Genomic DNA, 12,280 nt, shown 5'->3' on the forward strand with positions numbered 1-12,280 from the left:
CAGCGGCAACGGCGCCGCCGCCCCGGTGATCGCTGTTGATGCCAGCAGCACCGGCAGGGCGAAAAAGCGCATCAGGCCGGCAGCGCCCCCTTGGCGCGAACTTCGGCATAGCGCGCGGTGGCGGCATCGGCGCTGAAATAGGCTTCCTGCAGTTCGTGGCTCCAGTAACGCAGGCTCGCCAGCGGGATGCGCTGGCTGGTGACGGCGCAGATCACATATTCGCCTGGCTCCAGCACCCGGAAGCTGCCCGATTCGTAGCGCAGGCGGGCGGAACGGCCAAAACGATCGAGCATCAGAACAAACTCCCCTGTGGCGGAACGGGCGCGGTGAACACCGGTGTTTCGCCATCGCCAAAACGGATCGTCAAGCGCGGCCTTGCCGCTGCGGCGCTGGCCGAGGCGACGACGTGGCCATCCGGGCCGATGACAATGGCATAACCCCGGGCCAGCACCTGCTGCGGCCCCAGGCTGTCGAGCATGCGCCCGGCCTGCGCCAGCCGCGCCGAAGCGGCGGCCAGCCGTGTTTCGATCAGGAAGGGGCGCAAGGCCCCGCCGACGCGCGCCAGTTTTTGCGCATCCACATTCAATGGCCGCGCCAGCGCCGGGGCCAGCCGCGCCGCCGCCCCGGCCAGCCGTTCGGCGCTGCGTTCGAGCCGTGCATTCAGCAGCGCCGGCCGCAGGCGCGCGGCGGCGCTGGTCAGGCGCAAGGCCACCTGCGCGGCGCGGGCATTCAAGGCGTTGGGCAGGCGTTCGGCCAGATCATCGATGCGCTGGGCGGCAAGGCCAATCAGATTGCGCGGCTGCGGCAGGCGGCGGGCCAGCGCCTCGCTGCGTTCGCGGCGCAATTTCCAGCCGCGCACCGCGCCGGCATCCAGCCGCCCGGCCAGCATCGCGATGGACGCGGCAAGTTCGGCGCGCACCGGTACGGCGCGTTCGGCGGCAGCGGTGGGTGTAGGGGCGCGCCAATCCGATGCGTAATCAATCAGGGTGGTATCGGTTTCGTGGCCCACCGCACTGATCAGCGGGATGCGGCTGGCGGCGGCGGCGCGTACGACATTTTCTTCGTTGAAGGCGGCCAGATCCTCGATCGAACCGCCGCCGCGCGCCACAATGATCAGATCGGGGCGCGGCACCAACCCGCCGGGCGCAATGGCGTTGAAACCGGCGATGGCGGCGGCAACTTGCGCGGCGGCACCATCACCCTGCACCGATACCGGCCACACCAGCACGCGGCGCGGGAAACGATCGGCCAGCCGGTGCAGGATATCGCGAATCACGGCGCCGGTGGGGCTGGTGACGACGCCGATGACGCCCGGCAGCCACGGCAATTGTTGCTTGCGCGCCGGATCGAACAGACCTTCGGCTTGCAGCTTCAGCCGCCGCGCCTCGATCTGGGCGAGCAGCGCGCCGACGCCGGCGGGTTCCATGCGTTCGATAATCAGCTGATATTTCGAACGGCCGGGATAGGTGGTCAGCTTGCCGGTGACGATCACTTCCATGCCGTCTTCGGGGCGGAAGCTGAGGGCGGCGGCGGGGCCGCGCCACATCGCCAGATCGATCAGGGCGCGTTCGTCCTTGAGGCTGCCATACCAGTGACCGCTGGATTGGCGGCGAAAGCTGGAAAGCTCGCCGCGCACGCGCACGTGGCCAAAGGCGGTTTCCACCGTGCGTTTCAGCGCGCCGGCAATTTCACTCACCGAATATTCGGGCGTGTTGGCCTGGCCGGTGTCTTGCGCATGTTCTGGGCTGTCATTCACCCGCCTTCCTTAAACCGTGGCCGCCGCGCGGGAAACATCCTTGTCGCGTCATCCTTGCATGATAGGGAGGGGGCATGAGTGTATGCCCCGATTCCGTTGCGATCCTTGTGCTTGGCGGCGGCGGCCGCGAACACGCCCTGTGCTGGCGGCTGCGCCAGTCGCCGCGCTGCGCCCGCATCGTGTGCGCGCCGGGCAATGCCGGCATCGCCGATGTGGCGGAATGTGCGGCGCTGGACATCACCAACCGCCAAGCCGTGGTTGATTTTGTGGCGCGCGAAGGCATCGCGCTGGTCGTGGTTGGCCCGGAAGCGCCGCTGGTGGCCGGCGTTGCCGATGCGCTGCGAAATGCGGGCGTGGCGGTGGTTGGCCCATCGGCGGCAGCGGCGGAACTGGAAGCCTCCAAGGGCTTCACCAAGGATTTGTGCGCTGAATACGATATCCCCACAGCGCGGTTCCGGCGCTTTGCCAGTGCTGCCGATGCCCATCATTATGTTGCCGTGCACCCGCTGCCGGTGGTGGTGAAGGCCGATGGCCTGGCTGGCGGCAAGGGCGTGACGGTGGCGGAAAGCAACGAGGAAGGCCTGGCGGCGCTGGCCGAAATCCATGGCCCGGTGGTGGTGGAACAATGCCTGGAAGGGCCGGAAGCCAGCCTGTTCATCCTCACCGACGGGCAAACCGTGCGGGTGCTGCCATCGGCGCAGGATCACAAGCGGCTGCGCGACGGCGACCAGGGCCCCAACACCGGCGGCATGGGGGCATTCTCCCCGTCGCTGCAGTTGACCCCGGCCCTGCAGCAACAGGCGATGGACGAGATTGTGCTGCCGACGCTGGCGGCGATGCAGGCGCGCGGCACGCCGTTTCAGGGCTTTTTGTATGCCGGGCTGATGTTGACGGCCGATGGCCCGATGCTGATCGAATATAACGTGCGGCTGGGCGACCCCGAAGCGCAGGCATTGTTGATGCGGCTGGAATCGGATGCGGTGGAACTGATGTGGGCTGCGGCAACCGGCACGCTGGCCAGCGTCGATCCGGTGTTCAGCCAGGATGCCGCTGTCACCATCGTGATGGCTGCCAGTGGCTATCCGTGGAAGCCGGTGGCCGGCACGGTGATCGAGGGCATTGGCGCCGCCGAAGCGCTGGGGGTGCGTGTGTTCCACGCCGGCACCGGGCGCAGCGACGATGGCCGGCTGGTGGCGGCCGGCGGGCGGGTCTTGGCTGTGACGGCGCTGGGCCATGATATTTCCGAGGCGCGCGCGCTCGCCTATGCGGCTATTCGCAAGATCAAGTGGCATGGCGGCCATTTCCGGCGGGATATCGGCAAGACCGCCTGAGGGGGACAAGCGCATGAGCGATCGGCAAGAGCAATTTTCGGGCACCAGTGCGGTGCGCGCCGGACAGGAGATCGACGCCGGGCGGCTGGCGGATTGGATGCATGCCAATGTGGCAGGCTATGCCGGGCCGCTGGGCATCGAACAGTTCAAGGGCGGGCAATCGAACCCAACCTACAAATTGATCACGCCGGGGCAGAATTATGTGCTGCGCCGCAAGCCGCCGGGCCAGCTGCTACCGTCGGCCCACGCCGTTGACCGCGAATACAAGGTGATCACGGCGCTGCACGCGCAAGGTTTTCCGGCGGCGCGCACGTTTGGCCTGTGCCAGGACAATGACGTGATCGGCACGTGGTTTTACATCATGGACTGTGTTGATGGCCGGGTGATCTGGGACACGACCTTTCCCAGCGTGCCGCGCGAAGAACGCCGTGCCTATTTCGACGCCATGAACAAGACGATGGCCGATCTGCACATGATCGATCCGGTCGCCGCGGGGCTGGGTGATTTCGGCAAGCCGGGCAATTATTTCGCGCGGCAAATCGGGCGCTGGTCCAGGCAGTATCTGGAGGATGTCGACGCCGGCCGCTATCCGGCGATGGACAAGTTGGTCGAATGGCTGCCCGCCAACATCCCGCCCGGCGACGAAGTGAGCATCGTTCACGGCGATTATCGCTGTGACAACATGATTTTCCATCCAACCGAGCCGCGCGTTCTGGCGGTGCTTGATTGGGAGCTTTCGACGCTGGGCCATCCGCTGGCGGATTTTTCCTACCACCTGATGATGTACCGCATGCCGCCCAGCACCACGACCGGGCTGATCGGCAACGATCTCGATGCGTTGGGCCTGCCGAGCGAGCAGGAATATGTCGACGCCTATTGCCGCCGCACCGGGCGCACGGGCATTCCGGACATTGATTTTTATGTCGCCTACAACATGTTCCGGTTGGCGGGCATCATCCACGGCATCAAGGGGCGGGTGATCCGCGGCACCGCGACATCGGAACATGCGCGCAAGTCTGCCGAAGGTTTCGAAGCGCTGGCCGATCTGGCGTGGGCGCAGGCGCAGAAGCTGGGAGCGCAGTAAAAGCGTGAACCGCTGGCCGCTGTTCCTTGTCACGCTTGCTGCCGGGCTGCTGCTGGGCTGGTGGAGCGTGCAGACGCCCGCGCCGGTAGATGCCAGCGCCCCGGCCGATCAGTTCAGCGCCGGGCGCGCCATGGCCGATGTGCGGATACTGGCGCGCGAACCCCACCCCACCGGGACGGCCGCCAGCGCGGCGGTGATCGCGCATCTGGAAGGGCGGCTGGCCGGGCTTGGATTTGCAACCCGCCGGGTGGTGACGCCGCTGCCCGATCGGGCAGCACAACTGCTGGCGAAACGGGGCGGCAACCCGAATGCGCCGGCGATCAGCATCGTTGCGGTGCGCCCCGGCCTGGATCGGCAAGCGCCGGCCATCGCGCTGCTGGCGCACCACGATTCGGTGTGGGCATCGCCGGGGGCAGCCGACGATATTGCCGGGGTTGCGGCCGCGCTGGAAACGGCGCGCGCCATCCCCGCCGCCAGCCAGAGCCGCGATCTGGTGCTGATCTTCACCGATGCCGAAGAATTGGGGCTGGTGGGTGCGCGTGCGATATTCGCGCCAGGCGCGGCTGCCGATCCGATCGCCAGCCGTATTGGCGTGCTCATCAACCTTGAAGCGCGCGGCGGCGGCGGCCGGGCGATGATGTTCCAGACGGGGCCGCAAAACGGTGATCTCGTGCGCCGGCTTGCGGCCGCTGCACCGGGTGCTTCGGCGAGCAGCCTTGCCGTTACCTTGTATGAAAGCCTGCCCAACGACACCGATTTCACTCCTGCGAAAAACCGCGGCATGGCCGGGCTCAACTTTGCCTTCATCGGCGATGCGTGGGGCTATCACAGCCCGTTGATGACGCCCGACCGGCTTGATCAAGGCGCGTTGCAGCATCTGGGTGATAGCGCGCTGGGCATTACCCGCGATCTGGTCACGGCGGCTGCATTGCCAGCACGCACTGGCAATGCCGTGTTTGCTTCGGCGCCGCTGGTCGGCATCATCGTCTATGCGCCGGCCACTGGCTGGGCGCTGCTTGGGGTCACTGCCGCGCTGATCGTGCTCGCAACGGTGTGGCGCCGCCGTGAATGGTCGCTGGGCGGCGCGCTGCTGGCGCTGGGGCAGGCGGTGCTCGCCGTTGTTATCGCCGGGCTGCTGATGTTCGGCCTCAATCTGTTGTCGGGCAGCGTCGGGGCGGAATATTATGACCGGCTGGCGGCACTGCCGCGGCTGGAAGTGGCGGCGGCATTGGCGGCTCTGGCGCTGGTCGCATTCCTTGCTGCCGCCCCGGCTGGCAGCCTGTGGGATCGCTGGTTGATGTGGGCCGCATTGTGCTTTGCTGGTGCGCTGGCGGCGCAAATCCTGCTGCCGGGCGCTGGGCCGGTGCTGGCGTGGCCGGCGCTGCTCGCGGCCATCGGCGCGGCGCTGGGGGCACGGCCGGGCGGATCGGGGGTAATGCAGGTGGCCCCGGCGGCGCTGCTCGCCATTCCCGGCGTGGCGCTGGGCGCGGAACTGTTTCACTTCGCTTTTCTCGGCGTCGGCGCGGCCCTGCCGTATGCCACGGCGCCGCTGCTGTTTCCGGTGCTGGCGCTGTTGGCGCCGCTCATGCCTGATGGCCCCACCCCCTTCAATCAACGGCGGCCGGTCGTGTTGCTCGGCGTGCTGGCCATCGTGCTGGCGGCCGGCATGGCATTGTGGGTCAATCTCGATGCCCGCGCGCCGTCGGTGCCGCCTTATGCCGGCACCGAAAAGCAGCAGGGCTGATTTACAGGAAAACGCAAATCGTCTCGTTACTGGGCGGCGGGCAGCGCCGCGAGATGCGAAAGGCGATGGCATAGGTGACGCGGCCCGGCACGTTCTGGCCGGCAGCGCCGCGCGCCGGCAGGAAACGCCAATTGGCCTTGGCCAGCGCGCAGGTGCCGGCCGCCAATTCCGATGGCAGCTCCGCGCCCTTGGTCACATCGCAGCCGGTGACAACGCCCTTGCCATCGATCTGCAGTTCGATGGCGATATCGCCTTCCACCCCGGCATTGCGTGCGGTTTCGGGATAGGCATCCGGGCCAAGATCGACCTTCTTGGGCAGTGGCGGTGTGGGCGCGGCGGGTGCAGCAGGCGCCGCGCCAAGCAGCAAGGGCGCCATCAGCAGCAACCCCGCGCGGCGCATCATGGCGCGCCGTTTGCCGCGCGGCTGGCCAGCAACTTGTCGATCTTGCGGCCATCCATGTCGATGATTTCGAATTGCCATTGCCCCACGCGAAAACGCTCGCCGGTTTGCGGCAGGTGGCGCAGCTGTTCCAGCGCCAGGCCGGCCACGGTTTCGTAATCGCGCTCAAGCGGCAGCGGCACCCCCAGCCGGTGCGCCAGTTCATCCACCGGCAGCGCGCCCGATATCAGCCAGCTGCCATCGTCGCGTTCGACGGCGGGCGGATCGTTCATGTCGTCAACATCGCTGCGGAACGCCCCGGCAATCGCCGACAACAGATCGGACGGGGTCACGATGCCTTCGAAATGGCCATATTCATCGTGCACCAGCGCCATCGGGATATCGGAATCGCGCAGCGCATTCAGGGCTTCGACGGCATCCACCACATCGGGCAGCACCGGCGCCTGCCGTGCCAGCGCCGCCAGATCAAGGCGGCGGCCTTCGATCAACGCCTGCACCACATCGCGCGATTGCAGCACGCCGATGATATCGTCCACCCCGCCGCGCGCCACCAGGATACGGCTGTGCGGGGTGGCGGCCAGCCGGGCGCGCACTACGTCTTCGGGGGCATCGGCATCGATCCATTCCACTTCGCCGCGCGGGGTCATCACACCGCGCACCCGGCGATCAGCCAGCCGCATGATGCCCGATATCATGTCGCTTTCTTCGGCGTCGATCACGCCGGCGGTGGCGGCTTCGGCCACGACCGAGCGCAATTCCTCTTCGGTGACGGATTGATCGGCATAACGGCTCTGGCCGAGCAGGCGGAACACCAGCCGGCTGCTGTGATCAAGCGCCCACACGAACGGCGTGGTGAAACGGGCAAACACCGCCATGATCGGTGCGACTTTCACGGCGATGGCTTCGGGGCTGCGCAGCGCAAACTGTTTGGGCACCAGTTCTCCGACGATCAGCGACAGATAGGTGGCGACTACGATCACCACGGCAAAACCGGTTTCTTCGGCCGCATGCGCCGGCAGGCCGAACCACAGTGCCAGCCGGTCGCCCACCGGCTTGGCCAGCGTGGCACCCGAATAGGCGCCGTTGATGATGCCCACCAGCGTGATGCCGATTTGCACGCCCGACAGAAAGCGGCCGGAATTTTCAGCGAGTTTCAGGGCTGTTCTGGCACCCGATGATCCGCGTTCGGCCAGCCCACGCAGCCGCGGGCGACGTGCCGAGACGATCGCCAGCTCCGACATGGCGAAAAAGCCGTTGAGCAGGATCAAGGCAGCGATGGTTGCAGCATCCAGCCAGGGAAAGGGGGCCATACGCTCCGAAACGGCAACGCGGGGCCAAGGTGCCCGCTCAATGCCTTCATACGGGAAGCAGGGCGGTGCTGCAAAGCCCGTTCATCATACGGCCACCATGCGTCTGTCATGTGCCGCCCACCAACAGGAGAAAACAGCAATGAAGCATCTTATCACCATCGGCATGGTTGCCAGCGCAGTGGCGCTGGGCGGCTGTGTCACCGATCCTGAAACCGGCGGCAGGCGCATTTCGCGCCCCGCAGGCACGGCTGCGGCTGGCGCGGGTGCCGGCGCGTTGCTGGGTGCCTTGCTCGGCGGGCGCAACAACCGCGCCGAAGTGCTGATCGGGGCAGGCGTTGGCGCCATCGCCGGCGGCGCCGTGGGCAGTTACATGGACAAGCAGGCGCGCGAACTGAAGCAGCGCACGGCGGGCACCGGCATCGAAGTGGAACAGCGCGGCGACGAAATCGCCATCAAGCTGCCTTCTGGCATCGCGTTTGACACCAATCAGGCCAGTGTGCGGCCCGACATGCGCCCGGCGCTCGATCAGGTCGCGAAAACGCTGGCCAGCTATCAATCGACCTTCATCGATGTGACCGGCCACACCGATTCAACCGGCGGCGACGCGATCAACCAGCCGCTTTCGGAACGCCGCGCCAGCGCGGTGGCGGATTACCTGCAATATCAGGGTGTGCAGCGGGCGCGCATGGCGACGCGCGGATATAGCGCGCAAATGCCGGTGGGCAGCAACGACAGCGATGCCGGCCGCAGCCAGAACCGCCGCGTCGAAATCCGCCTGTCACCCGTCACCCAGCAGGATCTGCCGGCCCCGCGCGGGAATTAATTGCGCAGGGTCGCGCCCAGCTTGGCGGCTGCCGCGACCACCTTGGCACTCACCGCTTCGATCTCGGCTTCGGTCAGGGTCGCGGCGGTGGGTTGCAAGGCCACGGCGACCGCCAGGCTGAGTTTTCCGGGTGCCACGCCCGGCCCGCTGTAGCGATCGAACAGGCTGACGCCGGCGATCAGCACCTTGTCGGCCCCGGCCACGGCACGCAGCAGGCTGTCGGCGGGCAGGTTTTCATCCACCACGAAGGCGAAATCGCGGCTGAGCGGCAGCAGCGGGTTGGGTGCATAGGCACCGGGCTTGCGGCTGCGCGGCGGCAGCGCATCAAGGTAGAGTTCCACGGCGGCCACCGGGCCTTTGACGCCCATCCGGGCGCTAATGCGCGGGTGGATGATGCCGAAATCCGCTAGTACTGCCTTGCCCAACACCAGCCGGCCAGCGCGGCCAGGGTGCCACCAGCCGTGCGCCGTCGGGGCGACCTGAAGGCGCTGCACCGGCGCGCCCAGCGCGGCCAATGCCGCCAGCGCTTCGGCCTTGGCGTCATAGGCATCGGGTTTCGTCGCCGGGCCGCTGCGCCAGTCACGCCCGCGCGCCTCGCCGGCGAGCAGGATGGCGGCGGTGGGGCGTTCGCCGTCGGCAAGATAGCGCTGGCCCAGTTCGAACAGGCGCACGCTGGCCGTGCCGCGGTCCATGGTGCGCGCGGCGGCCGACAGCAGGCCGGGCAGCAGGCTGGGGCGCATGGCGGCCATGTCGGCGGAAATCGGATTGGCGAGGCTGAAGGCCGCGCCGCCGAACGCATCCGCATCGGCGGGCGGCAGGAAGCTCCAAGTGATGGCTTCGTCGTGGCCGCGGGCTGCGAGCACGCGGCGAAGGCGGCGCTGGCTGCGTTGCAGCGGGGTGGCGGTGGGCGCGGCGACACCTGCGGCGCGCGAAAGCGGCGTGGCCGGCACCTTGTCTAGGCCGTGGATGCGCACAACCTCCTCGACCAGATCGGCCTCGCCATCGACATCGCGGCGCCATGACGGCACCGAAACTTGCCACGGTTGGCCGCCAGTTCCCGTGTGTGTCACTCCGAAACCCAGACGGGTGAGGATGGCTTCCTGTTCATTCGCCGCCACATCCAGCCCGGCGAGGCCGAGCACACGGGCGGGGCGATAAGCGACGCTGCGCGCAGTGTCGGGAATTGTGCCGGCGACGACCATTTCCGATGCTTGCCCGCCGCACAAATCGAGCACCATGCGGGTGGCGAGTTCGAGGCCGGGCACCACGAACAGCGGATCGACGCCGCGCTCGAACCGGGCGCGGGCGTCGGAATTGATGCCGAGGGCGCGGCCTGTGGTGCCGATGCGTTCGGGGGTGAAATACGCCGCCTCGATCAGCACGTCGGTGGTGGTTTCGCTGCAGCCGCTGTGTTCGCCGCCCATGATGCCGCCGATGTCGTGGACTTGGGCATCGTCGGCGATCACGGTCATGCTGTCATCAAGCGCATAGGTCTTGCCGTTGAGCGCCAGCACAGTTTCGCCGGTGCGGGCGCGGCGTGCGGTGAGGCCGCCTGTCAACTTGGCGACGTCGTAGACGTGCAGCGGGCGGCCGCTGTCGATCGACAGGAAATTGGTGATGTCGACCAGCGCCGAAATCGGGCGCAGGCCGACAGCGCGCAGGCGGCGTTGCAGCCATTCCGGCGACACGCCATTGCTGACGCCGCGCACGATGCGGGCGGCGAAGGCGGGGCAGCCAGCTGCGTCTTCGATGGTGATCGGGCGCGGCATCGGGAAGGCGCCAGCCACGGGCGCAATTGTGCGCGTTTTAAGCGTGCCGATGCCGGCGGCCGCCAGATCGCGCGCGATGCCGAGCACACCCAGGCATTCCTGCCGGTTGGGGGTGATGGCGATATCGAACACCGGATCGTTCATCCCGGCCCAATCGACATAACGCGCGCCCACCGGCGCATCGTCCGCAAGTGCGATGATGCCGTCATGCTCGTCCGACAGTTCAAGCTCGCGCATCGAACACATCATGCCGGACGATTCGACGCCGCGGATCGCCGCCACCTTCAGCGTGATGCCGCTGCCCGGAACGAAGGTGCCGGGCGCGCCGAACACGCCCTTCATGCCGGCACGTGCATTGGGCGCGCCGCACACCACCTGTACGGGCGCACCGGTGCCGATATCGACGCTGAGCACCTGCAATTTGTCAGCCTGCGGGTGACGCTCCGCCGACAACACATGGGCGACGGTGAACGCGCCCAGCGCCTCAGCCGGGTTTTCGATGGCTTCCACCTCAAGCCCGCAATTGGTCAGCGCGGCAGCAATCTCGTCGACGCTGGCAGCGGTGCCCAGATGGTCCTTGAGCCAAGTCAGGGTGAACTTCACGAGGTGGCTCCGGCAGAGATGGAGGGCAGATCAAAGGCCGAGAAGCCGTGGTGTTTGAGCCACTTGCTGTCGCCATCGAAAAAGGCGCGCAGATCGGTGAGGCCGTATTTGAGCATGGCCAGCCGATCGACGCCGGTGCCGAAGGCAAAGCCCTGCCATTCATCGGGATCGAGCCCGCAGGCGGCGATCACGCGCGGGTGGACCATGCCGCTGCCCAGCACTTCAAGCCATTTGTCGACCTGGCCGGCGCCGGCGGGTTTGCCGGTTTTGGACGAATAACCAACGTCCACCTCCACCGACGGCTCGGTGAACGGGAAGTAGGACGGGCGGAAGCGGAGCACGACGTCGTCCACTTCGAAAAAGGCCTTGATGAAGGTTTCAAGGGTCCAGCGCAGGTGCGCCAGCGTGATGCCCTTGTCGATCACCAGGCCTTCGATCTGGTGGAACATCGGTGTGTGGGTGGCATCGGAATCGCTGCGATACACGCGGCCCGGCGCGATGATGCGGATGGGGGGCTTCTGGCTCATCATCGTGCGGATCTGCACCGGCGATGTGTGCGTGCGCAGCACCATATTGGGCTGGCCGTCGATGTAGAACGTATCGTGCATGGCGCGCGCCGGGTGGCTTTCCGGGATGTTGAGCGCGGAAAAATTGTGCCAGTCGTCCTCGATCTCCGGGCCATCGGCGACGGCGAAACCCAGATCGGCAAAAATTTCGGCGAGTTCGTCCATCACCTGGCTCACTGGGTGGATGGAGCCCGACGGCGCCAGAGCGACGGGCAGGGTCATGTCCTGCTGTTCCGCGGCCAGCTTGGCGTTCAGTGCCGCCTCATCGAGCGCGGCCTTTTTTTCCGCCAGCGCAGCCGTCACGGTTTCGCGCAGGCCGTTGAAGGCCGGGCCGGCAACGGTGCGCGCGTCCGGGCTCATGCCGCCCAGCGTTTTCAGCAGCGCGGTGATGCTGCCCTGTTTGCCCATGGCGGCCACGCGCACCGCCTCCAGCGCGTCTGGCGCGGCGGCGGCGGCGATGGCGGCCAAGGTATCGGCCTGCAAGTGGCTGGTATCGGTGCTCATGGGATGGCCTGTAAACCGGGGACTGAAAACGAAAAAGGGGCGCAGCGCCTGTGAAGGCGCGCGCCCCTTTCAGCATTACGGGCTGCGTAAGCTTACGCGGCCTTCGCCTCAAGAGCGGCCTTCACCTGGCCGATGATGGTGGTAAAGCTTTCGGGCTGGTTCATGGCCAGATCGGCCATGACCTTGCGATCGATGGTCAGGCCCACGATCTTCACGCCGTTCATGAACTGGCTGTAGGTGAGGCCTTCCGCGCGGACGGCGGCGTTGATGCGCTGGATCCACAACGCGCGGAAATTGCGCTTGTTGACCTTGCGATCGCGGTAGGCATATTGCCCAGCCTTTTCAACCGCTTGGCGGGCGATGCGGATGGTGTTCTTGCGACGGCCATAA

General features: G+C 66.9%; 11 protein-coding genes. 4 read left to right on the top strand and 7 right to left on the bottom strand.

Annotation, left to right across the window (positions count from 1 at the left end):
- Nucleotides 1–71: 71 nt before the first annotated feature.
- The gene (locus ACESL8_RS10255; protein ID WP_372918475.1) at nt 72–293 is read right to left on the bottom strand and encodes a DUF2093 domain-containing protein; all 222 of its coding nucleotides are present in this window, start codon (nt 291–293) and stop codon (nt 72–74) included.
- On the bottom strand, nt 293–1,756 hold the full coding sequence (gene xseA / locus ACESL8_RS10260; protein ID WP_372918477.1) for an exodeoxyribonuclease VII large subunit: 1,464 nt from the start codon (nt 1,754–1,756) through the stop codon (nt 293–295). The genes ACESL8_RS10255 and xseA overlap by 1 nt, the downstream gene beginning before the upstream one ends.
- Before the next feature lie 74 nt (nt 1,757–1,830).
- Here xseA and purD point away from each other — a divergent pair, with 74 nt between their 5' ends.
- From purD to ACESL8_RS10275, 3 genes are read left to right on the top strand one after another with little or no spacing between them, the layout of a single operon-like run.
- Entirely contained in the window at nt 1,831–3,087 is a 1,257-nt protein-coding gene (gene purD, locus ACESL8_RS10265; RefSeq protein ID WP_372918479.1) for a phosphoribosylamine--glycine ligase, read from the top strand.
- A 13-nt stretch (nt 3,088–3,100) separates the two neighbouring features.
- Nucleotides 3,101–4,171 carry a phosphotransferase family protein gene (locus ACESL8_RS10270; protein WP_372918481.1) on the top strand — a complete coding sequence of 357 codons (1,071 nt, stop codon included), beginning with the start codon at nt 3,101–3,103 and terminating at the stop codon, nt 4,169–4,171.
- Nucleotides 4,172–4,175: 4 nt separating this feature from the next.
- On the top strand, nt 4,176–5,915 hold the full coding sequence (locus ACESL8_RS10275) for a M20/M25/M40 family metallo-hydrolase (RefSeq protein WP_372918483.1): 1,740 nt from the start codon (nt 4,176–4,178) through the stop codon (nt 5,913–5,915).
- A gap of 1 nt (nt 5,916) precedes the next feature.
- On the opposite strand, the gene ACESL8_RS10280 is transcribed toward ACESL8_RS10275, so the two are convergent.
- Nucleotides 5,917–6,318, bottom strand: coding sequence for a TonB family protein (locus ACESL8_RS10280; protein ID WP_372918485.1), 402 nt, complete (start codon nt 6,316–6,318; stop codon nt 5,917–5,919).
- The gene (locus ACESL8_RS10285; protein WP_372918487.1) at nt 6,315–7,625 is read right to left on the bottom strand and encodes a hemolysin family protein; all 1,311 of its coding nucleotides are present in this window, start codon (nt 7,623–7,625) and stop codon (nt 6,315–6,317) included. Before ACESL8_RS10285 ends, ACESL8_RS10280 begins: the two co-directional genes overlap by 4 nt.
- Before the next feature lie 139 nt (nt 7,626–7,764).
- On the opposite strand from ACESL8_RS10285, the gene ACESL8_RS10290 reads away from it, so the two are divergent.
- Nucleotides 7,765–8,448, top strand: coding sequence for an OmpA family protein (locus tag ACESL8_RS10290; RefSeq protein WP_372918489.1), 684 nt, complete (start codon nt 7,765–7,767; stop codon nt 8,446–8,448).
- Here the strand turns inward: ACESL8_RS10290 and pheT are convergent.
- From pheT to rplT, 3 genes are all read right to left on the bottom strand, one after another.
- Nucleotides 8,445–10,820, bottom strand: a complete 2,376-nt coding sequence (pheT, locus tag ACESL8_RS10295; RefSeq protein ID WP_372918491.1) for a phenylalanine--tRNA ligase subunit beta — start codon at nt 10,818–10,820, stop codon at nt 8,445–8,447. The genes ACESL8_RS10290 and pheT overlap by 4 nt on opposite strands.
- The gene (pheS, locus tag ACESL8_RS10300; protein WP_372918493.1) at nt 10,817–11,890 is read right to left on the bottom strand and encodes a phenylalanine--tRNA ligase subunit alpha; all 1,074 of its coding nucleotides are present in this window, start codon (nt 11,888–11,890) and stop codon (nt 10,817–10,819) included. Before pheS ends, pheT begins: the two co-directional genes overlap by 4 nt.
- A gap of 92 nt (nt 11,891–11,982) precedes the next feature.
- Nucleotides 11,983–12,280 (bottom strand): 50S ribosomal protein L20 (gene rplT / locus ACESL8_RS10305; protein ID WP_372918495.1); only part of this gene is annotated, 298 nt, incomplete at its 5' end.

Origin of the sequence: Sandarakinorhabdus sp., assembly GCF_041689835.1 — a bacterium.
GTDB lineage: Bacteria > Pseudomonadota > Alphaproteobacteria > Sphingomonadales > Sphingomonadaceae > Sandarakinorhabdus.

Bases quoted from the DNA above. Each gene is read 5' to 3' on its own strand.
- pheS (WP_372918493.1), bottom strand. From the start codon at position 11,890: ATGAGCACCGATACCAGCCACTTGCAGGCCGATACCTTGGCCGCCATC.
- ACESL8_RS10285 (WP_372918487.1), bottom strand. From the start codon at position 7,625: ATGGCCCCCTTTCCCTGGCTGGATGCTGCAACCATCGCTGCCTTGATC.
- ACESL8_RS10280 (WP_372918485.1), bottom strand. From the start codon at position 6,318: ATGATGCGCCGCGCGGGGTTGCTGCTGATGGCGCCCTTGCTGCTTGGC.
- purD (WP_372918479.1), top strand. From the start codon at position 1,831: ATGAGTGTATGCCCCGATTCCGTTGCGATCCTTGTGCTTGGCGGCGGC.
- ACESL8_RS10290 (WP_372918489.1), top strand. From the start codon at position 7,765: ATGAAGCATCTTATCACCATCGGCATGGTTGCCAGCGCAGTGGCGCTG.
- ACESL8_RS10270 (WP_372918481.1), top strand. From the start codon at position 3,101: ATGAGCGATCGGCAAGAGCAATTTTCGGGCACCAGTGCGGTGCGCGCC.
- ACESL8_RS10255 (WP_372918475.1), bottom strand. From the start codon at position 293: ATGCTCGATCGTTTTGGCCGTTCCGCCCGCCTGCGCTACGAATCGGGC.